This is a genomic window from Mannheimia granulomatis (genome assembly GCF_013377255.1).
In the GTDB taxonomy this organism is placed as follows: Bacteria; Pseudomonadota; Gammaproteobacteria; order Enterobacterales; family Pasteurellaceae; genus Mannheimia; species Mannheimia granulomatis.
On the sequence record NZ_CP016614.1, the window covers coordinates 931,765 to 958,216 of the forward strand.

The 26,452-nt window shown below is 39.9% G+C and carries 25 protein-coding genes; 15 read left to right on the plus strand and 10 right to left on the minus strand.

Translation table 11 applies throughout. From position 1 onward, the window contains the following. Positions 1-54: 54 nt before the first annotated feature. Positions 55-771, minus strand: a complete 717-nt coding sequence (gene trmJ / locus A6B41_RS04400; protein WP_027074838.1) for a tRNA (cytosine(32)/uridine(32)-2'-O)-methyltransferase TrmJ — start codon at positions 769-771, stop codon at positions 55-57. Positions 772-980: 209 nt separating this feature from the next. Here trmJ and pntA point away from each other — a divergent pair, with 209 nt between their 5' ends. Further along, positions 981-2,522 (plus strand): Re/Si-specific NAD(P)(+) transhydrogenase subunit alpha, encoded by a 1,542-nt coding sequence (pntA, locus tag A6B41_RS04405; protein ID WP_027074837.1) that lies wholly within the window; start codon positions 981-983, stop codon positions 2,520-2,522. A gap of 14 nt (positions 2,523-2,536) precedes the next feature. Further along, complete coding sequence (pntB, locus tag A6B41_RS04410; RefSeq protein ID WP_027074836.1) at positions 2,537-3,985, plus strand: Re/Si-specific NAD(P)(+) transhydrogenase subunit beta; 1,449 nt, start codon at positions 2,537-2,539, stop codon at positions 3,983-3,985. Between the two features lie 127 nt (positions 3,986-4,112). Here pntB and A6B41_RS04415 read toward each other — a convergent pair whose 3' ends face one another. The 3 genes from A6B41_RS04415 to udk all read right to left on the minus strand — a co-directional run bounded on the left by A6B41_RS04415 (position 4,113) and on the right by udk (position 5,587). Further along, entirely contained in the window at positions 4,113-4,268 is a 156-nt protein-coding gene (locus tag A6B41_RS04415) for a DUF1328 domain-containing protein (RefSeq protein ID WP_027074835.1), read from the minus strand. Positions 4,269-4,348: 80 nt separating this feature from the next. After that, positions 4,349-4,930 carry a dCTP deaminase gene (dcd, locus tag A6B41_RS04420; RefSeq protein ID WP_027074834.1) on the minus strand — a complete coding sequence of 194 codons (582 nt, stop codon included), beginning with the start codon at positions 4,928-4,930 and terminating at the stop codon, positions 4,349-4,351. Positions 4,931-4,939: 9 nt separating this feature from the next. Continuing rightward, a complete protein-coding gene (gene udk / locus A6B41_RS04425; RefSeq protein WP_027074833.1) occupies positions 4,940-5,587 on the minus strand; it encodes a uridine kinase in 648 nt (215 codons plus the stop codon). A gap of 104 nt (positions 5,588-5,691) precedes the next feature. Here udk and A6B41_RS04430 point away from each other — a divergent pair, with 104 nt between their 5' ends. The 9 genes from A6B41_RS04430 to A6B41_RS04470 all read left to right on the plus strand — a co-directional run bounded on the left by A6B41_RS04430 (position 5,692) and on the right by A6B41_RS04470 (position 16,587). Further along, positions 5,692-6,321 (plus strand): LysE/ArgO family amino acid transporter, encoded by a 630-nt coding sequence (locus A6B41_RS04430; RefSeq protein WP_027074832.1) that lies wholly within the window; start codon positions 5,692-5,694, stop codon positions 6,319-6,321. A gap of 114 nt (positions 6,322-6,435) precedes the next feature. Then, the gene (locus tag A6B41_RS04435; protein WP_027074831.1) at positions 6,436-7,488 is read left to right on the plus strand and encodes a rod shape-determining protein; all 1,053 of its coding nucleotides are present in this window, start codon (positions 6,436-6,438) and stop codon (positions 7,486-7,488) included. 102 nt (positions 7,489-7,590) lie between these two features. Next, complete coding sequence (gene mreC / locus A6B41_RS04440) at positions 7,591-8,646, plus strand: rod shape-determining protein MreC (RefSeq protein WP_027074830.1); 1,056 nt, start codon at positions 7,591-7,593, stop codon at positions 8,644-8,646. Beyond that, the gene (gene mreD / locus A6B41_RS04445) at positions 8,647-9,135 is read left to right on the plus strand and encodes a rod shape-determining protein MreD (RefSeq protein ID WP_027074829.1); all 489 of its coding nucleotides are present in this window, start codon (positions 8,647-8,649) and stop codon (positions 9,133-9,135) included. A gap of 14 nt (positions 9,136-9,149) precedes the next feature. Further along, positions 9,150-10,487: a replication-associated recombination protein A gene (locus A6B41_RS04450; protein ID WP_027074828.1), complete on the plus strand. Its 1,338-nt coding sequence runs from the start codon at positions 9,150-9,152 to the stop codon at positions 10,485-10,487. 79 nt (positions 10,488-10,566) lie between these two features. Then, the gene (znuB, locus tag A6B41_RS04455) at positions 10,567-11,352 is read left to right on the plus strand and encodes a zinc ABC transporter permease subunit ZnuB (protein ID WP_027074827.1); all 786 of its coding nucleotides are present in this window, start codon (positions 10,567-10,569) and stop codon (positions 11,350-11,352) included. A gap of 135 nt (positions 11,353-11,487) precedes the next feature. After that, a complete protein-coding gene (locus A6B41_RS04460) occupies positions 11,488-12,288 on the plus strand; it encodes a class II glutamine amidotransferase (protein ID WP_027074826.1) in 801 nt (266 codons plus the stop codon). Between the two features lie 250 nt (positions 12,289-12,538). After that, positions 12,539-14,671, plus strand: coding sequence for a TonB-dependent receptor (locus A6B41_RS04465; RefSeq protein WP_027074825.1), 2,133 nt, complete (start codon positions 12,539-12,541; stop codon positions 14,669-14,671). A 125-nt stretch (positions 14,672-14,796) separates the two neighbouring features. Continuing rightward, the gene (locus A6B41_RS04470) at positions 14,797-16,587 is read left to right on the plus strand and encodes an ABC transporter ATP-binding protein/permease (protein WP_027074824.1); all 1,791 of its coding nucleotides are present in this window, start codon (positions 14,797-14,799) and stop codon (positions 16,585-16,587) included. Between the two features lie 170 nt (positions 16,588-16,757). On the opposite strand, the gene ispA is transcribed toward A6B41_RS04470, so the two are convergent. Next, positions 16,758-17,651, minus strand: a complete 894-nt coding sequence (ispA, locus tag A6B41_RS04475) for a (2E,6E)-farnesyl diphosphate synthase (protein WP_027074823.1) — start codon at positions 17,649-17,651, stop codon at positions 16,758-16,760. Between the two features lie 4 nt (positions 17,652-17,655). Continuing rightward, positions 17,656-17,886 carry an exodeoxyribonuclease VII small subunit gene (gene xseB, locus A6B41_RS04480; RefSeq protein ID WP_027074822.1) on the minus strand — a complete coding sequence of 77 codons (231 nt, stop codon included), beginning with the start codon at positions 17,884-17,886 and terminating at the stop codon, positions 17,656-17,658. A 126-nt stretch (positions 17,887-18,012) separates the two neighbouring features. On the opposite strand from xseB, the gene A6B41_RS04485 reads away from it, so the two are divergent. Next, positions 18,013-18,801: an MOSC domain-containing protein gene (locus tag A6B41_RS04485; protein WP_027074821.1), complete on the plus strand. Its 789-nt coding sequence runs from the start codon at positions 18,013-18,015 to the stop codon at positions 18,799-18,801. Between the two features lie 34 nt (positions 18,802-18,835). Next, positions 18,836-20,782 carry an LTA synthase family protein gene (locus A6B41_RS04490; protein ID WP_027074820.1) on the plus strand — a complete coding sequence of 649 codons (1,947 nt, stop codon included), beginning with the start codon at positions 18,836-18,838 and terminating at the stop codon, positions 20,780-20,782. Between the two features lie 62 nt (positions 20,783-20,844). On the opposite strand, the gene nagK is transcribed toward A6B41_RS04490, so the two are convergent. The 3 genes from nagK to yhbY all read right to left on the minus strand — a co-directional run bounded on the left by nagK (position 20,845) and on the right by yhbY (position 22,875). Next, positions 20,845-21,762, minus strand: coding sequence for an N-acetylglucosamine kinase (gene nagK, locus A6B41_RS04495; protein ID WP_027074819.1), 918 nt, complete (start codon positions 21,760-21,762; stop codon positions 20,845-20,847). A 2-nt stretch (positions 21,763-21,764) separates the two neighbouring features. Continuing rightward, positions 21,765-22,496: a phosphatase PAP2 family protein gene (locus A6B41_RS04500; protein WP_027074818.1), complete on the minus strand. Its 732-nt coding sequence runs from the start codon at positions 22,494-22,496 to the stop codon at positions 21,765-21,767. Between the two features lie 64 nt (positions 22,497-22,560). Beyond that, positions 22,561-22,875 (minus strand): ribosome assembly RNA-binding protein YhbY, encoded by a 315-nt coding sequence (gene yhbY, locus A6B41_RS04505; RefSeq protein ID WP_084493761.1) that lies wholly within the window; start codon positions 22,873-22,875, stop codon positions 22,561-22,563. 111 nt (positions 22,876-22,986) lie between these two features. Here yhbY and A6B41_RS04510 point away from each other — a divergent pair, with 111 nt between their 5' ends. Further along, positions 22,987-23,745: a glycosyltransferase family 2 protein gene (locus A6B41_RS04510; protein ID WP_027074816.1), complete on the plus strand. Its 759-nt coding sequence runs from the start codon at positions 22,987-22,989 to the stop codon at positions 23,743-23,745. Between the two features lie 72 nt (positions 23,746-23,817). Here A6B41_RS04510 and A6B41_RS04515 read toward each other — a convergent pair whose 3' ends face one another. Next, the gene (locus A6B41_RS04515; RefSeq protein WP_027074815.1) at positions 23,818-24,846 is read right to left on the minus strand and encodes a glycosyltransferase family 9 protein; all 1,029 of its coding nucleotides are present in this window, start codon (positions 24,844-24,846) and stop codon (positions 23,818-23,820) included. Positions 24,847-25,049: 203 nt separating this feature from the next. Between A6B41_RS04515 and argG the strand changes: the two genes are divergently transcribed. Beyond that, entirely contained in the window at positions 25,050-26,381 is a 1,332-nt protein-coding gene (gene argG / locus A6B41_RS04520; protein WP_027074814.1) for an argininosuccinate synthase, read from the plus strand. Positions 26,382-26,452: the final 71 nt, after the last annotated feature.

The following is a 26,452-nucleotide window of genomic DNA, read 5'->3' on the forward strand; positions in this document are numbered from 1 at the left end:
TATTAAAAAATGAGAAAACGGTAAGGTGCACTCCTTACCGTTTTTTGTTAGTGTCTATTTGGATTTCTCAACCGCAGTGAGCATTCCCCTCAATAAATTCAGTTCATTACTTTCTAATTCTGCTCGTTGATAAAGACGGCGAAGTTTTAGCATTACAGCTTCATTACGAATAAAGCCTAACTCTTTATACAAGCGTTCAGTGTGATCAAAAAAATGTTCTAATGCCTGTGCGGTAGGGTACTCTTTTTGTTCTGCAAGCGGTCGTTTTTCTTGAGGATTTTGCAAATACGCCATTCGGATTTCGTAACTTGCCAATTGAACTGCCATGGCTAAATTAAGCGAGCCATAATCCGGATTGGTTGGGAAATTCAGATGATAGTGGCATTTCAGCAATTCTTCATTGGTTAGTCCAACACGTTCACGCCCAAACACGACCGCGACTTTGCCGTTTTTTACTCGCTGTAGTGCCAATTCACCGCAATCTCTCGGCTCAATTAAGGTGCTTTGTAAATGACGAAGTCTGGCACTGGTGCCTATTACCAGCTGACAATCGGCAATTGCCTCATCAAAAGAAGAGAAAATTTGGGCGTTATCCAGCACATCTTTAGCACCGGCAGCAAGGGCGTATGCTTGTTCATCTATCGGATGCTTTGGAGCAACTAAACGTAGCTGAGCTAGACCCATTGTTTTCATTGCTCGGGCTGCTGAGCCTATATTGGCCGGGAGTGACGTTTCAACAAGAATAATGTGAATTTGATCGAGAATCTGCATTGGAGTTTGTTTCTTTTTTGTTAAATTTTTATCTTCCAATAGTGTAGCAAAATTTGTTATCGCTGGAAATTTGAAAAAAATCAGTAATATCCCTTTAAATTTAGAGATTTTTTTACCAATCTGCTTTATTTAGTGGTACATTTAAGAGATTCTTTAAACTTAAACGGGCTATTCATTTAGCTTTTAAATCACAACATACAGGAGTCTTTATGCTTATTGGTGTACCAAGAGAGCTGTTAGACGGTGAAACTCGAGTGGCGGCAACGCCAAAGACCGTTGAGCAGATTAAAAAACTTGGCTTTGATGTCCTCATTGAAGAGAATGCGGGTTTTAAAGCCAGTTTTGAAGACAATGCATTTGTTAATGCAGGCGCGAGTATCGGCACTCAGCAAGAGGTTTGGAATGCGGACATTATCTTTAAAGTAAATGCCCCAACTGAGGCTGAAATTGATTTAATCAAAGAAGGTGCAACTTTAGTCAGCTTTATTTGGCCGGCGCAAAATCCACAATTGATGGAAAAGTTGCAGTCTAAAAAAATTAATGTGCTGGCAATGGACACAGTACCACGTATTTCGCGAGCGCAAGCCTTGGATGCTTTAAGCTCAATGGCAAATATTTCGGGTTATCGTGCTGTGATTGAAGCAGCAAATTCCTTCGGCAGCTTCTTTACCGGTCAAATTACCGCAGCAGGTAAAGTACCACCGGCGAAAGTGTTAGTTATTGGTGCAGGTGTTGCCGGTTTAGCGGCAATTGGTGCGGCAAATAGCCTTGGTGCGATTGTGCGTGCTTTTGACTCCCGTCCGGAAGTAAAAGAGCAGGTGAAATCAATGGGCGCTGACTTCTTAGAAATTGATTTTGAAGAAGAAGGTGGCTCCGGTGACGGCTATGCAAAAGTGATGTCGGAAGAGTTTAATCGCCGTGCAATGGAGCTTTATGCCGCTCAAGCAAAAGAGGTGGATATTATCATTACTACGGCAGCGATTCCGGGTAAGCCGGCTCCACGTTTGATCACCAAAGAAATGGTGGATTCTATGAAACCTGGCTCAGTGATTGTAGATTTAGCTGCTGCTACAGGTGGTAACTGTGAATATACGAAAGCAGGCGAAGTGTTTGTCACCGATAACCAAGTGAAAGTGATTGGTTATACGGATTTTCCGGCACGTTTGCCAACACAATCGTCCCAACTTTACGGCACTAACTTAGTGAATTTATTGAAACTGTTAGCGCCGAATAAAGATGGTCAAATCGACATCAATTTTGAAGATGTGGTATTACGTGGCGTAACCGTTGTGCGTGATGGCGAATTAACCTGGCCGGCCCCACCTATTCAAGTTTCAGCTCAGCCTCAAAAACAAGCGACAGATAATTCACAAGCGGTCAAAAAAGAAGAGAAACCTGCAGATCCACGTGTGAAATATGGCGTAATGGCAGGGGCGGGTGCATTATTCCTATGGCTGGCTTCAGTTGCACCGGCTGCATTTTTATCGCACTTTACCGTATTCGTATTAGCCTGTGTAGTGGGTTACTATGTGGTTTGGAATGTTAGCCACGCATTACATACTCCGCTTATGGCGGTAACTAATGCGATTTCAGGCATTATTATCGTAGGTGCGGTTTTACAAATTGCTCAACCTACCGGTAATTTCTTTATTGATATTTTAGCATTTATTGCAATATTAGTTGCCAGCATTAATATTTTTGGTGGCTTTAAAGTGACGCAACGTATGCTTGCAATGTTTAGAAAAGGTTAAGGAGAAACGAAACTATGTCTTTTGGATTTGTTACCGCTGCTTATATTATCGCAGCTATTCTCTTTATTATGAGTTTAGCCGGTCTTTCTAAACATGAAACGGCAAAAGCAGGCTGCTGGTATGGTATTGTGGGAATGGGAATTGCCTTAGTGGCAACAATTTTTGGACCACAATCACACGGCACCGTTTGGATCTTAATTGCAATGGCAATTGGTGGCTTCATTGGGGTGAAAAAAGCTCTTAAAGTGGAAATGACCGAAATGCCTGAGCTGGTTGCGATTCTTCACAGTTTTGTTGGTTTAGCTGCCGTATTAGTTGGTTTTAACAGCTACGGCTTACATACCAATGCTTTAATGCCGGCAAATTTAGATGAGGTAGCACAAGCAGCATTTTTAGCCGAGCAAGCGACTCTTGCGAACATTCATAATGTAGAAGTGTTCTTAGGTATCTTTATCGGTGCAGTGACCTTCTCCGGTTCACTTGTTGCATTCGGTAAATTAAGCGGCAAATTATTTGGTCGCAAAGTCTCTTCTGCGGCGTTAAATATTCCACACAAACACAAATGGAACTTAGCGGCAATCGTCGTATCTGTGTTCTTGATGATTGTCTTCCTTAATCATCCGGAGAATATTTTCCCGGTATTGATTATGACGATCATTGCTTTAGTGTTTGGTTGGCATTTGGTTTCTTCTATCGGTGGTGCAGATATGCCGGTTGTGGTGTCAATGCTTAACTCTTATTCCGGTTGGGCTGCGGCTGCGGCTGGTTTTATGCTTAGCAACGACTTATTAATTGTCACCGGTGCATTGGTAGGTTCTTCAGGTGCAATTCTTTCTTACATTATGTGTAAGGCGATGAACCGCTCGTTTATCAGTGTGATTGCAGGCGGCTTCGGTAATGACGTGCAATCAAGCAAAGGCGATGAAGAATATGGCGAACACCGTGAAACCAACGCAGAAGAAGTGGCAGAAATGTTGAAAAACGCAAACTCTGTTATTATTACTCCGGGGTATGGTATGGCTGTTGCCCAAGCTCAATATCCGGTTGCAGAAATCACCGCTAAATTACGTGAAAAAGGCGTGAACGTCCGTTTTGGTATTCACCCTGTTGCAGGCCGTTTACCGGGGCACATGAACGTCTTATTGGCGGAAGCCAAAGTGCCTTACGATGTGGTATTGGAGATGGATGAAATCAATGACGATTTTGAAGATACCGATGTTGTACTCGTTATCGGTGCAAACGACACCGTGAACCCGGCAGCATTAGACGATCCATCAAGCCCAATCGCCGGCATGCCGGTGCTTGAAGTTTGGAAAGCGCAAAACGTTATCGTATTCAAACGCTCAATGGCAGTAGGCTATGCCGGTGTGCAAAACCCACTGTTCTTTAAAGAAAATACCCAAATGCTATTTGGTGATGCGAAAGAGCGTGTGGACGATATTTTAAGAGCGTTAAACAGCTAATTATTCTTGAAGAGAAAGCGGACAAAAGTCCGCTTTTTTTTGCTTACAAGCGGTTATTTTTTTCTGGTTTTTTGCAAAAAAATAACCACAGCCAAGGCTGTGGTTTAAAATAGTGTTTTGATTCTTGCTATTTTCTCTTGAAGAAAAATGAGATAACAGAGATCGCAAGGAATACGAAAAAGAGAATTTTCGCAATTTCTGTGGCACTACCGGCAATACCACCAAAGCCTAAAAACGCTGCGATAATGGCAATAATAAAAAATACAACTGCATAATGTAACATACTGTTTCTCCTTATTGTGTTTTAATCAAACAACTTGAAATTAACATAATTGTAATATTATTGCAAATAATATGATTTTTTTAATCTTGGTTAATTCGGCTTGAAATCGCACTTTGTTGATTTTTGTATTTTGCATCTTTGCGGGCATTGTATGGTTTGACTGCATCACCACTTAAGATTTCAAAACTTAATGCCCCGATTGCCATATTAGGGCGTAAGGCAAGGGGTAATTTGCCGGCATTAAAAAATTCCAGCACAATTTTACCTTCCCAACCCGGGTCAATACGGTGTGCGGTAACGTGAACCATTAAGCCTAGCCTTGCTAAAGATGAACGCCCATCCAGCCAGCCGACAATATTTGCCGGTAGTTTGACGGATTCAAGTGTTGTTGCAAGAGCGAGTTCGCCGGGGTGTAGAAAAAAGGCTTCGCCATCTTCAATAATGATTTCATCGCTCATAACTTTATTGAGTTGGGCGGCAACTTCTTCTCGTGGACCGCTTAAATCAATATAGGGGGTGTTGTGTTCACGAAATACGCGAAATGAGTTACCTAAACGCACATCAGCAGTTGCACCGGAAATTTTGTCATCAGCCGGGCGAGGGGTAATGGTAATTTTGCCTTCATCTAGGTAACGTTTAATATCTGTATCACATAAACGCATAGGTCACTCCTATTTCAGTAGTTGCTTGATTTGTGCTTTGAGGATATCAATCGCAATACGGTTTTTTCCACCTTTTGGCACAATAATATCGGCATATTGCTTAGATGGTTCGATAAATTGTAAGAACATCGGGCGAACCGTTTTGCGATATTGGGTAATCACCGAGTCCATTGAGCGACCACGTTCTACCATATCTCGTTGCAAGCGACGGATAAAGCAGATATCTAATGGTGCATCAACGAAAATTGACACATTGAGTTCATTACGAATTTCTTCATCTGTTAATAACAAAATTCCTTCCAAAATAATGATCTTTTTAGGTTCAAAATGACGGGTGGTAGTTTTGCGGTTATGCTCGGTATAATCATATTCAGGGATTTCGATGGCATTACCCTGTTTTAATTGGCGTAAATGTTCAACCAATAAATGATGATCCATTGAATTAGGGTGGTCATAATTGGTTTTGATGCGTTCTTCCATACTGAGATGAGATTGGTCTTTATAGTAGGCATCTTCAGAAATAATACCGATATTATCCGTCCCCAATTCGTTTTTTAATTCTTTATAAATGGTTGAAGCAATTAAGCTTTTTCCTGAAGCTGAGGCTCCGGCAATGGCAATCACAACGCAGGATGGGGTCTGAATAATATTACTCATAAAAAATTTCCTATTAAGTCAAAAGAGTTTCTGCAGAAATTATACCGAATTTTTGCAAAATTTTCTGTATAATCGACCGCTTGTTATACATTTTGGAGAAAAAAGTGGATATTTTTATTCAAGGTTTTATGGTTTGCTTTGGTTTAATTGTTTCTATCGGGGCACAAAACGCTTTTTTACTGAAACAAGGTATTTTAAAACAGCACGTTTTTTGGATTGCCTCTCTCTGCTTTTTAGGTGATGTGTTGTTAATGACTGTTGGCGTATTAGGACTTGGAATGATTATTTCTGAATTGCCGATATTAAGTCTAATTATTTCTCTATTAGGGGCGCTGTTTTTATTGACTTATGGCAGCCGTTCTTTTATCAGCGTATTTAAAAGTACAGACTATTTAACGGCAAGTGGAGAAACTGCAACAAGTCTTCAAAAAGCCTTAATGATTACCTTTGCGATCACTTTTTTAAATCCACATGTTTATATTGATACAGTGGTGATTGTCGGTAGTATTGGAGGAAAATTAAGCTTTGAGGGAAAAATGTATTTTTTAGCCGGAGCATTGATTTGTTCATTTCTTTGGTTTTTTGGCGTTGGTTATGGGGTAAGGTTACTTTTACCTTATTTTGCTAAACGCAGAACCTGGCAGATCCTAGATGCCATTACAGGGCTAATTATGTATTTTATTGCCTTTAGTTTGATTGTGTATGCTTATCAGCTAATTGAGCAAATTTTTTAGAGAATTAAATTTTTCATTGCTGAATAGGTCTATTTTTTGCTATATTTAACGGCAATATTCGCACGATAAAACGTGCCTGATTTATTAAACAATTTTATTTTGACGGATTCTTTTATGTTTAAAAAATTTTTAGGATTATTTTCAAATGATCTTTCTATCGACCTCGGAACAGCAAATACTTTAGTCTATGTAAAAGGGCAGGGTATTGTATTAGATGAGCCTTCAGTTGTTGCGGTCCGCCAAGATAGAATGGGATCATTAAAAAGCATTGCAGCAGTTGGTACTCATGCGAAATTAATGTTAGGTCGTACACCGAAAAGCATCATGGCAATCCGTCCGATGAAAGATGGCGTAATTGCTGATTTCTTCGTTACAGAAAAAATGTTACAACACTTTATTAAACAGGTTCATAGCAATAACTTTATGCGTCCAAGTCCTCGAGTGTTAGTGTGTGTGCCTGCCGGTGCAACGCAAGTAGAACGTCGTGCGATTAAAGAGTCTGCAATTGGTGCCGGTGCACGTGAGGTATATTTAATTGAAGAACCAATGGCTGCTGCAATCGGTGCCGGCTTACCGGTACACGAAGCAATGGGTTCTATGGTTATTGATATTGGTGGTGGTACAACTGAAGTTGCAGTACTGTCTTTAAACGGTATTGTGTATTCAACCTCAGTTCGTATTGGTGGCGATAAATTAGATGAAGCGATTATCGCTTATGTCCGCCGCCATTTCGGTTCTGCAATCGGTGAAGCTACCGCAGAGCGTATCAAACAAGAAATCGCAAGTGCAAAAATTGAGTCTGATGAAGATGTTAAAACCATAGAAGTACACGGTCATAACTTGGCAGAAGGTGCTCCACGTACATTTGAATTAAACTCAAAACATGTTTTAGAAGCTATTGAGCAACCATTAAACGGTATTGTAGAAGCAGTAAAAGCAGTATTAGAGCAATGCCCTCCTGAGCTAGCAGCGGATATTTTTGAGCGTGGTATGGTCCTAACCGGTGGTGGTGCGTTATTACATAATTTAGATCGCCTGCTTTCTGATTCAACCGGGGTGCAAGTGATTGTTGCTGAAGATCCGTTAACCTGTGTTGCTCGTGGTGGCGGTAAAGCGTTAGAAATGATCGATATGCACGGTGGCGATGTGTTTAGTAGCGATGATTAAGTATTTTGTCTAAGCAGATATTAAATTGAAAGTTGGCAATGGATCTTATCTATTGTCAATTTTCATTATATATTCCCATAAATTTCACATAATATTTCTCTAATGAAACCGATTTTTGCTAAAACGCCTTCTTTAGGCATGCGTCTGATTATTGCGATAATACTTTCTATTGCGCTTATTCTTTCTGATGGGCGTAGCTCATTGATGATTCAAGCCCGTAATATGCTTGAAACTGCAGTGAGTGGATTATATTATTTTGCAAATACTCCTCGCTCAATATTAGATGGCGTTAGTGGCAATTTTATCGATAACAATAAATTGCAAATGGAAAATAATTTATTGAAAGAGCAATTAAGAGAAAAAAGTGCGGATTTATTATTACTTGATCAGCTTAAAGTGGAAAATCAGCGTTTAAGACTGTTGCTGAGTTCTCCTCTTCGCCAAGATGAATATAAAAAAATAGCAGAAGTATTGGCTGCCGAAATGGATGCATATCGCCAACAAGTCGTGATAAACCAAGGGCGTTTGGATGGTGCTTTTGTCGGACAGCCGATTATTGATGAACGAGGTGTGGTAGGTCAGGTCATTTCAGTGGGTGAGAAATCAAGCCGAGTGCTACTTTTAACCGATATCACCCACGCAATTCCTATTCAAGTATTACGTAATGATGTACGTGGTATCGCAAATGGTACAGGCGGAAATAATGAACTGGTTGTTGATAACCTGCCACGTTCTATTGATGTGGTGAAAGGAGATGTATTAGTTACATCAGGTTTGGGAGGGCGTTTCCCAGAAGGTTATCCGGTGGCGATTGTAGAAACTGTTGAAAACGATACCAAAAGCCAATTTGCACGTATTGTGGCGCGTCCTTTAGCTTCATTTGACAGGCTACGCTATTTACTTTTGCTTTGGCCAACGTCAGAAGAGAAAAATTACAGCCAAAGTTTATCGCCGGAACAAGTACGTGAAGTCGTAGAGGAAAGACGTAATAGCATTAATCCTTTTGAACGTTTAAAACAGATGTCGAATAAGAAAGTTGAAGTTCAATTAGATGCAAAAGAAGAACAAATAGACGCAGATGAAACTATTGAAAATCCGGCTGAGCAACCGGATATCGAAAATCATGAAAATTATCACACCGAACAAGGAGCTGAATAAATGAGAGCAAATCCGATTTTTCAGCTATTGGTGTTAATTGCCATTTTTGTTGTTTCATTTGTATTGGAAATCATGCCTTGGCCTATTGGTTTCCAAGGCTTACGTCCAAATTGGATTGTATTAGTATTAATTTACTGGGTACTGGCATTGCCGGATAAAATCAGTGTCGGTACAGCTTTTATTGCCGGTATTGTGTGGGATCTGATTCTTGGCTCCATTTTAGGCATACATGCTTTGGTATTATCGATCGCTATCTACTTTGTGGCGAAATATCACTTAATTTTGCGTAACCTTTCCCTTTGGTTACAAAGTTTACTGGTGATTGCTTATATTATTTTGATCCGTTGCTCGATTTTTATTATTGAATTTCTGTTGCATCGTGCAGAATTTAACTCTCAAGAGCTCTTAGGTGCAGTGATAAGCGGTATCTTATGGCCATGGATTTTCTTGTTGATGCGTCATATTCGCCGCCAATTACGGTTACGCTAAGAGATGAGGTTTAAATGAACAGTTTGTCTTTTGATTTCGCAGAAGATTTTCGACCGCTTGCAGCTCGCATGCGGCCTCGGAATTTAAGCGAATACATCGGTCAATCTCATTTGATTGGCGAAGGCAAACCGCTTCGCAGAGCTATAGAGGCTGGGCATAGCCATTCCATGATTTTTTGGGGACCTCCGGGAACCGGTAAAACTACTTTAGCAGAAATTATCGCTCACCATTTTGATGCTGAGGTCGAACGTATTTCAGCTGTTACCAGTGGGGTAAAAGAAATTCGAGAGGCAATTGAGCAGGCAAAGCTGAATCGTCAATCGGGTAGAAGAACCTTATTATTCGTAGATGAAGTTCACCGTTTCAACAAAAGCCAGCAAGATGCCTTTTTACCACATATTGAAGACGGTACCATTATCTTTATCGGGGCGACTACTGAAAATCCCTCTTTTGAGCTGAATAATGCATTACTTTCACGTGCCAGAATTTATATTCTTAAGCCCTTACAAGCGGTTGAAATTGAAAAAGTTTTGCAAACAGCGGTGTCTGATAAAGAGCGAGGATTTGGCAATGAAAATTTGCAGTTTGAAGATGATGTGCTGAGACTACTGGCCGACTATGTTAATGGTGATGCCCGTTTTGCCCTCAACTGCTTAGAGTTAATGGTGGATATGGCGGAAAGCACAAGCGAGACTAAGTTGCTAAACAAGGCTCTTCTGATCGAAGTTTTAGGTGAACGACAAGCCCGTTTTGATAAAGGTGGTGATCGTTATTATGATCTGATTTCTGCGTTACATAAATCTATTCGAGGTTCTTCGCCAGACGGTGCTTTGTATTGGTATGCTCGAATTTTAACGGCCGGTGGTGATCCGCTTTATGTTGCCAGAAGATTACTCGCGATTGCCTCGGAAGATGTGGGAAATGCGGATCCAAGGGCTATGCAGATTGCTATTGCCGCTTGGGATTGTTTTACCCGAGTGGGAGCTTATGAAGGGGAAAGAGCGATTGCCCAGGCGATTATTTATCTTGCGGTGGCACCAAAAAGCAATGCGGTCTATCAAGCCTTTAATGAGGCAAAACGGTTGGCTAAAGAGGCGAAAGATTACGATGTACCTGAGCATTTACGTAATGCCCCAACGAATTTAATGAAATCCTTAGGCTATGGTGAAGAATATCGCTACGCCCATAATGAGCCAAATGCTTACGCAGCCGGAGAAAATTATTTTCCACCTGAATTAAAAGATACTCAATTTTATTTTCCGACAGAAAGGGGAATGGAAAAGCAAATTAAAGAAAAAATGGCATGGCTGAAAGCACAAGATGAGGCTAGCCTGACTCAACGTTATAAATAGTTGCAAGCGGTCGAAATTAGCAAAAAATTTGCAAATTTTTGGTAAAAAATCACCGCTTGTTATTCACCTAAATTGAATTATGTTTGATATTTTATTTCCCGCTTGGCTTGCCGGCGTTTGTTTGGCTTTTATTACTGCACCGCTTGGTGCTTTTGTGGTATGGCGAAAAATGGCTTATTTCGGCGATACTCTTTCTCATTCTGCCTTACTTGGGGTGGCATTAGGCATTTTCTTGCAAATTGATCCCTATCTTGCTGTTATTGTGATGACCATTGTGTTGGCGCTGTTACTGGTTTGGTTGGAGCAGAAAACTCATTATTCGGTAGATACTGTACTTGGTATTATTGCGCATATCAGTCTTTCTCTTGGGGTTATTACCATTAGTTTACTTGATAATGTCAGAGTGGATTTAATGTCCTACTTATTTGGCGATTTATTGGCGATCAATTCCAACGATGTTCTCTTTATTGCTCTTGGTGCGGCTGCTATTTTGTCCATTTTAGCACTCTATTGGAAAGCTTTACTATCAATAACCATCAGTGCTGAATTAGCTCAAATTGAGGGGCTAAATGTTGTACGTCTACGTTTATTGTTGATGATTTTAACTGCATTAACTATTGCTTTGAGTATGAAATTTGTCGGAGCATTAATTATTACCTCATTACTGATTATTCCCTCGGCTACTGCAAGGCGATTTGCCAGAACACCTGAAAGAATGGTGATTATTGCCATTTTATTGAGCATAGTTGCAGTAACGGGTGGGCTGTTATTGTCGGCTTGGAAAGATACTCCGGCAGGGCCTTCTGTTGTGATTTGTGCCGGTTTTATCTTTTTATTATCGCTGTTTAAGAAAGAGAATAGTTAAACGAATATATAACGATATAAAATATAAACAGAAAGCATAATATTTTAGCGAAATGCCATTGAATTTCAGCATTAATCCGTTTAAATTGCATTATTATTTTTTGTGTTTTACTTACCTATTATTTAAGAAGTTATTATGTGTCAATTACTTGGAATGAATTGTAATACGCCAACTGATATTACTTTTTCTTTTGATGGTTTTCGCCGCCGTGGAGGCTTAACTGATCATCATACAGATGGATTTGGAATCGCATTTTTTGAGGGAAAGGGAGTGCGTGTTTTTCGCGATAACCGCCCGGGAGCCTCATCACCTATGGCTGAGTCAATCGGTCAATACCAGATTAAATCTTTAAATGTTGTGGCACATATTCGTAAAGCCACGCGAGGTGATGTTAACCTTGAAAATACGCATCCTTTTATTCGAGAATTGTGGGGCGAAAACTGGGTCTTTGCTCATAATGGTACAGTAGAAGGGGTTGGTGTTTGCGAAGATTGCCATTATCAACCGATTGGTACTACTGATTCTGAAGCTGCATTTTGCAGAATTGTTTCTGAATTAAAAGAGATGTATCCGGCTAAACCAAGCGAAAAAGAGATTTTTGATGCGGTGGTAAAAATCACCTCAGAAATTGCTGAACACGGTGTATTTAATTTTATTCTTTCTAACGGACATTGGATGATTGCTCGTTGTACCACAAATCTCCATTATGTTTGTCGTAAAGCCCCTTTTGGTAAGGCTCTGCGTGATGACGATGTTTCTATTGATTTTAGCCAATATACGAAAATTACCGATAAGGTGACTGTTATCACAACACAGCCTCTCACCAAAAATGAGAATTGGACCAAAATGAAAAATGGTGGTTATGTTTTCTTTAAAGATGGTGATGTAGTTTATGAAATAGAAGGCACTTTGCCTGAGGCGAAACCTCACGTTTAATCTTAGAAAATATGGCGTTTGATCTGTACCTTAATCAGTTAGCTTTGAATCTAATTATTAGGACAGAGTAATATTATGCTTTTTCATATCATTTATTTTCTTATTCATCTTATTTCTGTCCCACATTTGTGGGATTTTTTTGTTTGAAAGAAAGCTATACATTCAAACTAAACCGTTTTAGCTTGTTTTTTGGTTGAGAATAAATTATATTAAAAACAATTCTCAATTAAACTTTCTACAAGGAAGCTCCATGAAATTCAAACACAGCCTTATTTATTCTGCGTTATTCCTTTCCCCTATTACTTTTGCCCAAGAAAAAGACGTTCAACTTGATGAGGTTAAGGTTATTGCTGAATTAGAAAAAATTAAAGCAACGGATAATCAAAAAGCCGTGGTGGATTTAAGTTTGCTCGGCAAACAGCTGGCTTTTACCTCACCTATTACAGTTGTGAATTACGATGAACAAGCGTTTGCGGATAAATTGCCGCGTAATGTAGTGGATGCCTTGGCAAAAACGGATGCATCAATTATAAATTTTGGTGGTGAAACCAATACGCTGGGGGGCATTTATGTACGTGGTTTGCAGCTGGATGCCCGTCAGTTTAGTGTTAATGGTTTGTCGGGTTTATACGGAGCATACAATACTACTACTTCAGCGGTAGGTTCGGTACAGTTAATCAAAGGGGCTTCAACTGCAACGGTGGGCATGGATCCTGAAGGTGCGGCAGGGGCGGCAGTAAATATTGAAACCAAACGAGCAACAGATGGGCCGATCAATAAAATCGGCTTGGCGTGGTTCTCAAATAGTCGTTTGCAAGAGAGCTTTGATTTTGGCAGACGTTTTGGGACAAATAACGAATGGGGCGTACGTGTTAGTGGGCTTTATCGTGATGGCAATACTGCTCGTCAACATTACAGTGAACTGGCAAAAGAAATTGCACTTGGTGCAGATTATAGCGGTGAGAAATTGCGTGTCGGTGTGGATTATTTCCAAAGCAAACGAGCGACTAAAGGCGGACGTGCAAGGGTACAAGATATGCAAAATTTAACTTTTGCTTTACCGGTTGCACCGAATGGTAAAATTAATTTAGTGCCTAGTTGGTCTCGCCAAACAACTGATGATGAAACCGCATTAATCACCTTTGAATACGACTTACCTTGGCGAATGATGCTCTCAGGGGGCATTGGGCATATGGAGTCCAAATATTACGGCAATTTTACCCAATTAACGATGCTAAATAGCAAAGGGAATTATCGAGCCGTTAATGCGACGGCAATGGATTTCCGCTCTCGTACTACCAGTGGCAATTTAAAACTACAAGGAGAGCTTGAAACCGGCTCAATTTCTCATGCGTGGAGTATTGCTTACGATTTAGTTCAACGCCAACGAGATCACGATAGTAATCCAACCACACGACGTGGTGGCAGATTTAATAGCAATATCTATACACCAGAGTTTATTAATGAACCGAATCACGGTAGCCTTGAGCAAGCCGCTGATAATAAATTTACTGCCCAAAGTATCGCTTTTTCTGACACACTCGGCTTGATTGATAACCAAATTCGCTTAACACTTGGTGGACGCTTCCAATGGATTGAGCAACTTAACCGTGCTACCGATGTACGTTTAAAAGCGGATCGCTTCAGCCCGATGGCAGCGATTGCTTATGTACCGAATAATGATCTGGTTTATTACGCTAACTATTTGGAAGATTTAGAACCGGGTAATGCCGACCCTGATACAGGTGAAATGAATAGCCCACGCGTAACCAAGCAAATTGAATTAGGAATGCGTAAAAATTGGAATGAAACTTTTAGTTCAAGTTTAAGTGTTTATGAATTAAGCCGTCCGGGGATTATTCGTGGTAATACGGCGGCACTTGCGTCAAGTGCAGGTAAAGAGCAAGGAAAAGAACGTAATCGTGGTGTAGAGATAAATCTTTATGCCAAATTGCTGAAAAACACGCTCCGTCCAAGTTTAGGCATCAGTTATAATCAAGGTAAAGTGTTTGATTTTCCAACCTATGCCGACACTATCGTAAACGGTGTGCAAGTGACCAGCCCACGCTGGATTGCCAAAGCAGCTGTGGAGTGGGATACGCCATTCATTCAAAACTTAACGTTGAATGCAGGCTTACAACACTATGGCAAGTCTTACCAAGATACTGCTGCAATTTACCGCTTACCCTCTTACACCACGGTAGATTTAGGCGGGAAATATAGTCTGAAATTTGCTGGAAAACAGGAACTCACTTTGCGTGCGGGGGTGGAAAATCTGTTTAACAAACATTATTGGCAAATTCAACGTGGTCAGTACGACCGCAGTTTTGCTGTAGTTGGTATGCCTCGTACTTACTGGACAAAAGTGGAATATTCATTCTAATTAAAGCCTAAAGCAAGCGGTCATTTTTGCAAAAAAATCTGCAAAAATGACCGCTTGTTATGTTGTTTTTAAATGGCGATTCTCGGTAGAGTCGCAATTTAAAAGCAATCATTGATTTATAAATTATGAACTGGCAAACCGAATTAAATAATAGTTTTTTATGGTTAATCACCGCACTTTTTTGTACCTCTTTGGGGCTGTATCTTTTTGGTCGATTATTGGGATTTACTGAATTTGGACAGCGGTTTTGGCATATCACTCGTCCTGTTTGGCAAAAGTCGAATAAAGTCAAAATCATCGGACTAATTTTGTTGCTGCTTTTTATGGTACTGACAGAAGTGCGGATCAGTGTGCTGAACACCTTTTTCTATAATGGGCTGTATAGTTCAATGCAGAAAATGGAAGTAGAGTCTTTCTGGTTTTTTGCCTTAATCAATTTAATGTTGGTGATCGTTAAAATTGTTCATTCGGTCATCAACTATTTTTTACAACAAGTGCTGGAAATTCGCTGGTTGGAAAAGTTAAATTCAGAAATGCTGGCGCGTTGGCTCGCCAATAAGAATTACTATTTGGTGAAGTATGAAAAAGAGTTGCCTGATAACATCGATCAACGGATTGAACAAGATGCTACGGAATTTATTCATGGCACGCTTGATGCAGTGCGTGGTGTGATCAATGCGATTGTTTCGACCATTGAATTTACCATTATTCTTTGGGGATTATCAGGAGTTCTGGCAGTATTTGGTATTGAAGTGCCGAAAGGCGTGGTTTTCTTTATCTATATTTTTATTCTTCTTGCAACACTTTTATCTGTTGTGATTGGCAGACCGCTTATTCGCTTGAATTTCAACAAAGAAAAATATCAGGGGAATTACCGCTATTCACTTATTCGGGTGCGGGAGAATGCGGAAAGTATTGCTTTTTATTCGGGCGAAGCCCGTGAGCGGGAACATTTACAGCTGCGTTTTCGTACTATGATTGCCAACCGCTGGCAAATTGTGCGTAAAATGTTAGGGTTAGATGGCTTTAACACAGGTGTGACTCAAATTGCGATGATTTTGCCGCTGATGTTACAAGCCCCTCGCTTTTTCACAGGGCAAGTAACCCTTGGAGATATGCACCAAACCGTGCAATCTTTCAATCGTTTAATGCGTGCATTATCCTTTTTCCGCCTATTTTATGACGATTTTACTCTCTACCAAGCACGACTTAATCGTCTTTATGGCTTTTTCACTACACTGGATAAACTTGATGCAATGCCGGTGCATCAACCTTTAGCTTGTTCAAAAGGATTTTATCTGAAAGATTTTGGTGTGAAAGATAGCGAAGGCAGAGTGCTGTTTGGGCAGATAAATATTGAATTAAATGCAGGTGATGCCCTGCTGATTCAAGGCGATTCCGGTTCGGGTAAAACTACTTTGCTTAAAGCGTTGGCAGGGATTTATCCATTTGAAACTATTGGTATTGCCGAACGTGCTTGCGTAGAGCAGCCACTTTTCTTGCCACAACGCCCTTATGTACCACAAGGTACACTGAAAGAAGCGATCTGCTATCCGCATATTCAAGCAAGTGATAATGAGATTAAACAGGTGATGAGCCAATGTCGTCTAGAAAAATATCAGCACGCTTTAGCTCAAGAAAATGATTGGCAAGTGATTTTCTCACCGGGAGAATTACAACGTATTGCCTTTGTTCGGATTTTACTCAGCAAGCCGGAGCTGATTTTTCTAGATGAAACCACTTCCGCTCTTGATGAACCAACGGAAGCTTTGCTTTATCAAACAGTACGAAATACTTTGCCGGAGAGTATTATTATCAGTGTGGGACATCGCTGCACATTGCAGCAGTTTCATTCTAAATCTATTTATCTCACACCGCAGAATAGTTGTGGTTTGCCGGATTGCTGTCGAAATTAGTTGAGAAAATATAGCTAAAAACTGAATATTAAATGTTTCCCAAAATAATTCAATGGCTAAATTCTGCAATGTCCACAGAGCTTAATGTTATTTGGAGTAAGTTCATTGCCATAGTAATAATGTATAAGTTTAACTTTTGGGGCAAACCACTTAGTGTCGGGTATTTTCTCTTAACTTTCTCGTTTTACGATAAAGGAGGCCAACTCTTTTAATGCTGTTGTATCAAAGGGAAGCTTGGCAAGAGAAGTTAATGCTAGTTGATAAAGTGCTTCTGCTTTTTGTTTCGCTCCTTCTAATCCTAGTAGTTTGGGATAAGTGCTTTTATTAAGATTTTCATCTGAGCCGACTGTTTTACCAATTTTATCGGTTTCGCCAATAACATCTAAAATATCATCTTGTACTTGAAAAGCTAAACCTATGGCTTTTGCATAGCTTTCAAGCGGTTGTTTTATCGCTAAATTTTGCGAATGCTCGGAAAGGTTAAAGCCCATCATCACAGAAGATAAAATTAATGCGCCGGTTTTATTGCGATGAACCAATTCAAGTTCTTCCAAACCAATTGATTTATTTTCTGCAATTAAATCTAAGCTTTGCCCCAAACACATTCCTTTTGCGCCGGAAGCTATGGCTAGTTCACCTACTTGGGTGATTTTTTCTCTATCTGTTAAATGAGGATCGGTTGCCAGTAACTCAAAAGCAAAACTTTGTAAGGCATCGCCGGCTAGAATAGCTGTTGCTTCATCAAAGGCAATGTGACAGGTCGGTTTACCACGGCGTAATTTATCATCATCCATTGCCGGTAAATCATCATGAACCAGTGAATAAGCATGGATAGATTCCATGGCTGCGGCACTATGATCTAATTTTTCAAGACAAACACCAAGCATTCTGCCTGTCGCATAGATTAAAAAGGGACGAACCCGTTTACCACCTAATAAAACAGCATAAGACATGGCTTCAATCAAAGGGGAGCCTACCTCTTGGTATTGATTTAATTTATCAGACAAAAAGTGATTAATACGCTGTTGTAGGGTATTTAGATCGTAGGCTAAATCATAGCTCATAGTATTATTCTCTTTCGTAATCTGATAAGTCTGCGTTTTCATCTTTATTCAATAGAATTTGAATACGTTGTTCAGCCTTTTGTAAGCGTTCTTGCCCCTGTTGTACTAATTTAATGGCTGTTTCAAATTCATTTAATGCTTCTTCAAGCGGCAAATCACCAGCTTCTAAATGGGTTACAATTTCTTCTAATTCTTTGAGTGTGGTTTCAAAATCTTGAGTGGGTTTTTTAGCCATTTGGTGTTCTCTATTGATTGTCTAAAGTTGCTCAAGTTTACCGTTCTGTAAGGGGATTTGCAAATTCCTTTTACTTTTTGACCGCTTGCGGTTATGGTAGCATCTATTTCAATATAAGGAGTTTCTATGAAGGTGACAGAACTAAATATTTACCCGATTAAATCCACCCTTGGTACTGCTGTTTCACAAGCTTTTGTGGAAGCCAAGGGGCTGAACTTTGACCGTGAATTTATGCTTACCGAGCCAGACGGCAAATTTATTACTGCCCGTAAAGATAAGGAGTTATACCGTTTAACCGCTTTGCCGATTGCAAGTGGTTTAGTGATTAGTCATGTAAGCGGTGAAAAATGCGTTGCACTTTATCAAGACTTTGTAGAAGAACAGAGCAGTGAGGTTTGGGGAACACATTTTGCTTCTAAAGTTGCAGCAGATTCAGTAAATGCTTGGCTGAGTAAAATTTTTGACAGGGTTGTACAACTTCGTTGGCTCGGGGCTAAAAGTCAAAGAGAGGTTAATCGTTTTCCGGGAAATCCGCTGAGTTTTGCTGATAGTAATCCGGTAACATTGATGTCGGAGAAATCGCTTGAACAAGTTCAGCAATGGTCGCCGATTAAGCTTGAAATGGCACGTTTTCGCCCGAATATTGTTATCGATGGAAATGTAGCTTTTGAAGAAGAGCAGTGGGAACAAATTCAAATAGGCGAAGTCTTATTTACCAAATCCGAATTGTGTACCCGTTGCGTATTGATTACCCGAGATTTAACCACTTTAGAGCTAGATCCTCAAGCAGAACCATTTAGAACTCTAAAACAAAAGCATACCAATGAACAAGGCAAACCGATTTTTGGTATTCATCTTGTGCCACAAAATAGTGGAGTAATTAGAGTTGGCGATGTGATTAGCATAAAAGCATAACAATATAATATTTAAATATAAAAGGAGAATTTTAATGAATCAACGCAGTGAATCAAAAACTGTGCTATTCCCTATTTTGGTGTTTGTAGGGATCAATCTGCTCATATTTTCTATTGCCCGCTTAGGGCTGGCTGTTTGGCAAGCTGAGAGAGTATCTGCTGTGAATGGCTGGTTGCCCTTAATGTTGCAGGGCATTCGTATTGATATTTCAGCACTTTGTTGGTTATTTGGCTTGCCGGCATTACTTAGTATATTGTTATTTCAAAAAAATAAGATTGGCTCAATTTGGCGTACTATTCTAAGAATATGGCTGACAGTTGGCAGTGCCTTTATTCTTTTTATGGAGGTGGCAACTCCTAACTTTATTGAAACCTTCGACCTTCGCCCTAATCGCCTATTTATTGAATATCTTGTTCATCCAAAAGAAGTTTTTACTATGTTGATTAACGGGCATTTAGTCAGTGTAGTTTGTGGTATATTGGCTTTGATTGCTTCATCGGTTATTTATTGGAAGCTATCTGGCTGGGCAACTCAGAATTTACGTTTTCCTAATTGGAAAATGCGTCCGCTACTTGCATTATTAATAGCAGCGATTGTATTTTTAGGCGGTCGTTCAAGCTTTGCTCATCGTGGCATTAATCCTGCAATGGTGGCATTTTCAAGCGATCCTCTTGTCAACTCATTGGTATTAAATTCCGGATATTCCGTGCTTTATGCGGTTCAGCAGTTAAAAGATGAAGATAAATCCTCAGAACAATACGGAAAAATGTCAGTTGAGGAGATGTTAAGTATTGTTAAGCAGAGTCGTAATCGAGCGGAGTCTGATTATATTTCAGATGAAATTCCCACCTTGACCGAAAATAAGGCGAGCTATCAAAGCAAAGCAAAAAATATTGTGATCATTCTAGAAGAGAGTTTAGGCGCACAGTTTGTCGGCTCATTAGGTGGAAAGGATCTTACGCCAAATCTGGATAAGCTTTCAAAAGAAGGCTGGTATTTCACTAATCTTTATGCAACAGGAACCCGTTCTGTCAGAGGGATTGAAGCCGTCACAACTGGATTTACCCCAACACCGGCTCGTGCAGTGGTGAAATTGACTAAAAGCCAAAACAATTTTTTCAGCATTGCAGAATTGTTGAAACACCAAGGTTATCACACCTCGTTTATTTATGGTGGTGAAAAGCATTTTGATAATATGGCAAGCTTTTTCTATGGCAACGGTTTTCAACAAATTATTGATGAAAAGGATTACAAGAATCCAAAATTCACCGCAACCTGGGGCGTGAGCGATGAGGATTTATTTGATAAAGCCAATGAAACTTTTAACGAGCTTCATCAACAGGGTAAGCCTTTCTTTAGTTTAGTTTTTAGTTCAAGTAACCATGATCCTTTTGAATTCCCGGACGGTAAAATTGAATTATACGAACAGCCAAAACAGACTCGCAATAATGCGGCAAAATATGCCGATTATGCTATCGGGCATTTCTTTGACTTAGCTAAAAAATCAGATTATTGGAAAGACACAGTATTTTTAGTGATTGCCGATCACGATTCTCGTGCAGTCGGTGAACATTTAGTTCCGATTCAACATTTCCATATTCCGGCACTTTTATTAGCAGATCATATTGAACCAAGAGCGGATAATCGCTTAGTCAGTCAAATGGATATGCCAACAACATTGCTTTCGGTAGCGGGGGTAAGCGGTCAATATCCGATGATAGGTTACGATTTAACTCAAAATATCGACCCTAATCGTGCTTTTATGCAATATGATGCCACACAGGCAATGATGAGGGGCAATGATGTTGTGGTGATGCGTCCTAATTTACCGATTGAAGGTTTTGAGTATGATCAATCTACGCATAAATTAACACCGAAAACGTTACCTGAGGAATTTAAAAAAGAAGCCTTAGCTCATGCTTTGTTAGGTAGCTATTTATATAAAAACCAATTATACAAATTGCCGAAAGAAGAGAAATGATCTTAAAAAATATCCCCTTCTTAGTTTAAAGAAGGGGATATTTTAATGTAGCTTTATAGATATTATTTCAGAAATAATGCGGCTGCACCACGCGTACCACCGGAGTCGCCGTGAATGGCTTTTTTAATGACCGGCACTTTAGCTGAACGCATTAAATGTTTCGGCAATGCTTTCGGTAAGGCTTGATAAATATAATCAAAGTTAGATAAACCACCCCCAAAAACAATCATATCCGGATCTAAAATCGTAATAAGATTACCAATGCTGATTGCCATTAATTCAATATATTTTTCAACAAACTCGACGACTTTAGTGTCTTGAGTGTAAAAACGTTCGATAATCTCTTTTGCGGATACCTTTTCGCCAACCAGATCAGCAAACAATAACTCAAAACCTCGCCCTGAAATATAGGTATCTAAACAGGCGTGATTACCACAACCACAGTCATAAATCGGCGCTTTCTCCCAACCGAGTAATTTTAAAGCATGGTAGTTGAGCTGCATGTGACCGACTTCACCCGCCATACCGATTCTGCCTGAATGAACTTTGCCGTCAAACACAAAACCACCGCCAAAACCTGTGCCGATAATTAAGCCTAATACGGTTGAGAAAGACTTATTGCTTTCATCCCACGCTTCAGATAGGGCGAAGCAGTTGGCATCGTTTTCTGCTCTTACCTCACGTCCTAAACGTGTGCTCAAGTCTTTAATAATGGCTTTACCGTCCGCAACACGAATATTGGTAATTTCTGCAATGCCTGTTTCTCGGTTTACAAAGCCCGGCAAGCCTAGGCCGACTGAGCCTTTTTCACCGAATTTGCTATCGGCATCATTCACCAAAGTTTCAACGGTATTAAGCCAATCATCATAGTTAGTTTGTGGGGTTGGCACACGTTCGCTATACAGTTTTTCCAATTTTTCACTGAATGCTGCCAGCTCAATTTTGGTACCACCAATATCTAAACCGTAATAAATCGCCATAATTAGACTCTCTTATGAAATAAGTTAAATGGATTGCGTTTTTCTAACCAAGGCACAAACCAAACAAACAGCGCAAGATTTGTCACAAATGCAAGTAAGCTACTGATGAACAAATCAATCGGGTAGTGCATTCCTAAACGTAGGCGGCTAACAAGCATTAAGGCTGCCCAGCTAATTGCAAAAATATGTGCAAAAATAACCGCTTGTCCACGCATATTTCGGCAGAATCCCACTACTAATAATAACCAAGACACGGCAAAAATTGTGTGGCCTGAAGGGAAGGAATAGCCGACTTCTTTTGCTTGGTGGACGGTTACGAAGTTTTGGTTGGCCCCGATTTTTTCCATCACGGCAATGCCACGCTGCTCGCGTGTTAATTGATAAAAGTCTAATGATTTTTCTTGGAAATGTGCCGAAACAAAAGGACGAGGCTCTTGAAACACCGATTTCATTCCACTTTTAATCACTTGTGTTGCAACCATTGAGGCAACACAAACGGTAATGACAAAAAACAAAGAATAGTGCTTTCTGACTACCCAAGTCAATAATAAAGTAAAGATAACACAAGTGGCTATAGCGTAAGGCACAGAACCGGTTTCAGTAATTAAAAATAAAAAGTAATCAAAACCATATTCAGGGTATTCAATCGCCAAAGACCATTGCCAATTTGCCAGCCAGGTGACTACAGGAATAAGGAGCATAGCTAAAGTATAGGCAGAAAATTTTTTAAACATAATAGGTTACCGATATAAAAAACCGCCTGAATACAAGCGGTTGGATTAATAGAAAAATTTGCAACTAAACAGCTTTTTTCGCTTTTGGCAAACTGATTTTTTTCTCTTCGCTTTGGCGATAAAGCACTAAAATATGCCCGATAGTTTGCACTTCTGCCGCTTTAGTTTCACGCAAAATCGCATCAATGATAAGTTGTTTGGTTTCACGATCGGCACCGGCAACTTTTACTTTAATTAACTCATGATATTCCAAGGCATTGTCGATTTCAGCCAGCACACCTTCGGTTAAGCCATTGCCACCTAGCATTACGACAGGACTTAAATGATGGGCTAAGCCTTTTAAATATTGTTTTTGTTTGGTTGTTAATATAATTGACATTATTTTTTCCATTCATTGATTCGTTGATAAAATTTGGCGTAGAAAATAGCACAAAAACAGTTATTTTTAAAGTAAAATGCGAGAATCTCATTAAAAGATTAAGGAAAGATTATGCCAACGTTAAGTGTTACAATGATTGTAAAAAATGAAGCCCAAGATTTAGCCGCTTGCTTAGAGACCGTAAAAGGTTGGGTGGATGAAATCGTGATTTTAGATAGCGGCAGTACCGATGAAACCGCTGAAATTGCGGCTCACTACAATGCGAAATTTTATACTAATACTGATTGGCCGGGCTTCGGTAAGCAGCGGCAGCTTGCACAGCAATATGTTACAGGCGATTATGTGTTATGGCTGGATGCTGACGAGCGAGTGACCGAAGAGCTGAAAAATTCGATTTTACAAGCGGTCAAAAATGATGAAAAAAATACCGTTTATAAAGTCAGTCGTTTAAGCGAAGTTTTCGGCAAGCAAATTCGCCACTCGGGCTGGTATCCGGATTATGTGGTGAGATTGTATCCAACAGGCTTTGCAAAATATGGCGATGAGTTGGTTCACGAAAAAGTACATTTCCCGAAAGAAGCTAAAGTAGAGAAGTTACAGGGCGATTTGCTGCATTTTACCTACAAAGATATTCATCATTATTTAGTGAAATCTGCAAGCTATGCCAAAGCATGGGCAATACAACGGGCAAATGTCGGTAAAACCGCAACTTTATTTGATGGTGTAAGCCACGCTATAGGCTGCTTTGTGAAAATGTATTTATTAAAAGCCGGCTTTTTAGATGGAAAACAAGGCTTTCTGTTAGCGGTGCTTTCTGCTCATTCTACCTTTGTGAAATATGCGGATTTATGGAATCGCACTCGAAAATAGGACTTTCCACTCTCGCTGATTTTTCTTCTAAACGAAGAAAAATTTCTCTCTCCCACAAAGGGAGAGAGGGATTTATCTCCACATTTTCTCAATAAAAGGAATGACTGTTTTTAATGTTTCTGAAATAGATATTAGCGTTAAGTTCATTTGCGATGCTTTATCTGATGGAGGACAAAAAGCAATATGCTTATCCGCATCATTAATAGGTCTCCATCGGCGTGGAATAGCCGATAAACGGCTTGGGTAAAAACCCACGGTTGGAATATTCAACGCACCGCTAATATGAAGTGGGCCGGTTGAGCCGGCAATAAAGAGATCGGCACAGGCAAGCGAGCGGGAAAAATCCGCTAATCCCTCATTTTTATCATAAACCACCACATTCGGTTGGTTGATTTTCTGAGCGAGTTCATTCGCTTTTTCACTTTCTCCTTTACCTGCCGTTAAAACCACATAACAATCAAATTCCGCCAAAATACCCTGAATTAATTGGGCATATTGCTCAACCGAGAGATTATTGGCAGAACCACCTGTGGAGCTATGCACAAACAACCATTTTTTATCTGATGAGATCTTTAACTGTTCGGATAATTTGGCTTTTTGTGCTTGCAGGATATCTGCGCCAAATTGCAAATAAGGTGTCCTTGGTTCGATAATTTGAATGTTATGCTTGGTTAAGAAAGCACGAGCTAAATCTAAATTATATTCTGATTCCGCTTTTGCTGATTGCGAACGGCGTTGGGTTAAGCGATGGTTGTATAAGAATTGAAACAATTTAGTTGCCGGAGCTAGGCGATATTTTATTCCACTTAGGAACGTGAGTTTAGCATTGTACCAATCCGACACAAAACAAATTACTGCATCAAATTGCTCTTTTTTGACCGCTTGTAAGATGCGGTTAAATTCAGTTTTATCTTTTTTATTAGCAGTATCGATAATTACTTTGTCGATAGAAGGGCAAAGCTTGGCAAGAGGTGCGGTATAATTTGGCACAAGCGCGGTAATTTCAACATCGGGTAGGGATTGTTTTAGCATCGCAAATGCCGGAAAACAGACCATAAAATCCCCAATTTTATCATTTCGGATAACTAGCAGTTTTTTCATTGTTGTTTTTCTCTATTTTGAACCTCAGTCTGACTCATTTAAAGTATTTGGGTAAGCGGTTGAATTTTATCAAAACTTTGCAAATTGAGTCAGTAAATTTTAGATGAATTTTTAGTGTATTTCAGCTAGAATATTTTATTTGAATGCAACTGTTTGCGTTTAGTTATCTTAAAACTTACAAGTCAAAATTTATAGGAATTCGTATGTCAGCAACAATTTTAGAAGCTCTACCATTAGGTCAGAAAGTAGGTATTGCATTTTCAGGTGGTTTAGATACGTCAGCAGCATTACTTTGGATGCGTAAAAAAGGTGCAGTACCCTATGCTTACACGGCAAATTTAGGTCAGCCGGATGAAGATGATTATAACGCAATTCCAAGAAAAGCGATGGAATACGGGGCAGAAAATGCGCGTTTAATCGACTGTCGCCAACAATTAGCTCACGAGGGTATTGCAGCGATTCAGTGCGGCGCATTCCACATTTCAACCGGCGGTATTCCTTATTTTAACACCACGCCACTAGGCCGTGCGGTAACCGGTACAATGCTGGTTGCAGCGATGAAAGAAGATGATGTAAACATTTGGGGTGATGGTTCAACCTTTAAAGGTAACGATATTGAGCGTTTTTATCGCTACGGTTTACTAACCAACCCGAAATTAAAAATCTATAAACCTTGGTTAGACCAACTTTTCATTGATGAGCTTGGTGGTCGTTTAGAAATGTCACAATTTTTAATTGCCAACGGTTTCGACTATAAAATGTCAGTGGAAAAAGCTTATTCAACAGACTCAAATATGTTAGGTGCAACGCATGAAGCGAAAGATTTAGAAGAATTAAGCACCGGTATGAAGATCGTAAAACCGATTATGGGTGTGGCGTTCTGGGATGAATCTGTGGAAATTAAAGCAGAAACTGTGTCTGTGACCTTTGAAGAAGGTGTGCCGGTAGCATTAAACGGTAAACGTATTGATGATGCGGTGGAATTAATTATGGAAGCGAACCGCATTGGTGGTCGCCACGGTTTAGGTATGTCAGACCAAATCGAAAACCGTATTATTGAAGCGAAATCTCGCGGTATTTATGAAGCCCCGGGAATGGCGTTATTACACATCGCTTACGAGCGTTTAGTTACCGGTATTCACAACGAAGATACGATTGAACAATACCGCATTAACGGTTTACGTTTAGGTCGTTTATTGTATCAAGGTCGTTGGTTTGATCCACAAGCGTTAATGCTACGTGAAACGGCTCAACGTTGGGTAGCGAAAGCGATTACCGGTACAGTAACGCTTGAGCTACGCCGTGGTAATGATTTCACTATTCTGAACACAGAGTCTCCAAACTTAACTTACGAGGCAGAGCGTTTAAGTATGGAAAAAGTGGAAGATGCACCGTTTACACCTGCTGATCGTATTGGTCAATTAACCATGCGTAATTTAGATATTGTGGATACTCGCGGTAAATTAGCGGTTTATACCGATGCCGGTTTATTGGCGGCTAACAATAGCGTTATTCCTCAATTAGGCAAAAAATAGTTAGATCAAAAGAATAAGTTGATCGAAATTCTAATAACTTTTAGAATTTAACAAAAGCTGCCCCAAAGTTA

Coding starts and splice junctions, on each gene's coding strand:
- trmJ (WP_027074838.1), bottom strand. CDS start 771: ATGCAGATTCTCGATCAAATTCACATTATTCTTGTTGAAACGTCACTC.
- pntA (WP_027074837.1), top strand. CDS start 981: ATGCTTATTGGTGTACCAAGAGAGCTGTTAGACGGTGAAACTCGAGTG.
- pntB (WP_027074836.1), top strand. CDS start 2,537: ATGTCTTTTGGATTTGTTACCGCTGCTTATATTATCGCAGCTATTCTC.
- A6B41_RS04415 (WP_027074835.1), bottom strand. CDS start 4,268: ATGTTACATTATGCAGTTGTATTTTTTATTATTGCCATTATCGCAGCG.
- dcd (WP_027074834.1), bottom strand. CDS start 4,930: ATGCGTTTATGTGATACAGATATTAAACGTTACCTAGATGAAGGCAAA.
- udk (WP_027074833.1), bottom strand. CDS start 5,587: ATGAGTAATATTATTCAGACCCCATCCTGCGTTGTGATTGCCATTGCC.
- A6B41_RS04435 (WP_027074831.1), top strand. CDS start 6,436: ATGTTTAAAAAATTTTTAGGATTATTTTCAAATGATCTTTCTATCGAC.
- mreC (WP_027074830.1), top strand. CDS start 7,591: ATGAAACCGATTTTTGCTAAAACGCCTTCTTTAGGCATGCGTCTGATT.
- mreD (WP_027074829.1), top strand. CDS start 8,647: ATGAGAGCAAATCCGATTTTTCAGCTATTGGTGTTAATTGCCATTTTT.
- A6B41_RS04450 (WP_027074828.1), top strand. CDS start 9,150: ATGAACAGTTTGTCTTTTGATTTCGCAGAAGATTTTCGACCGCTTGCA.
- znuB (WP_027074827.1), top strand. CDS start 10,567: ATGTTTGATATTTTATTTCCCGCTTGGCTTGCCGGCGTTTGTTTGGCT.
- A6B41_RS04460 (WP_027074826.1), top strand. CDS start 11,488: ATGTGTCAATTACTTGGAATGAATTGTAATACGCCAACTGATATTACT.
- A6B41_RS04465 (WP_027074825.1), top strand. CDS start 12,539: ATGAAATTCAAACACAGCCTTATTTATTCTGCGTTATTCCTTTCCCCT.
- A6B41_RS04470 (WP_027074824.1), top strand. CDS start 14,797: ATGAACTGGCAAACCGAATTAAATAATAGTTTTTTATGGTTAATCACC.
- ispA (WP_027074823.1), bottom strand. CDS start 17,651: ATGAGCTATGATTTAGCCTACGATCTAAATACCCTACAACAGCGTATT.
- xseB (WP_027074822.1), bottom strand. CDS start 17,886: ATGGCTAAAAAACCCACTCAAGATTTTGAAACCACACTCAAAGAATTA.
- A6B41_RS04485 (WP_027074821.1), top strand. CDS start 18,013: ATGAAGGTGACAGAACTAAATATTTACCCGATTAAATCCACCCTTGGT.
- A6B41_RS04490 (WP_027074820.1), top strand. CDS start 18,836: ATGAATCAACGCAGTGAATCAAAAACTGTGCTATTCCCTATTTTGGTG.
- nagK (WP_027074819.1), bottom strand. CDS start 21,762: ATGGCGATTTATTACGGTTTAGATATTGGTGGTACCAAAATTGAGCTG.
- A6B41_RS04500 (WP_027074818.1), bottom strand. CDS start 22,496: ATGTTTAAAAAATTTTCTGCCTATACTTTAGCTATGCTCCTTATTCCT.
- yhbY (WP_084493761.1), bottom strand. CDS start 22,875: ATGTCAATTATATTAACAACCAAACAAAAACAATATTTAAAAGGCTTA.
- A6B41_RS04510 (WP_027074816.1), top strand. CDS start 22,987: ATGCCAACGTTAAGTGTTACAATGATTGTAAAAAATGAAGCCCAAGAT.
- A6B41_RS04515 (WP_027074815.1), bottom strand. CDS start 24,846: ATGAAAAAACTGCTAGTTATCCGAAATGATAAAATTGGGGATTTTATG.
- argG (WP_027074814.1), top strand. CDS start 25,050: ATGTCAGCAACAATTTTAGAAGCTCTACCATTAGGTCAGAAAGTAGGT.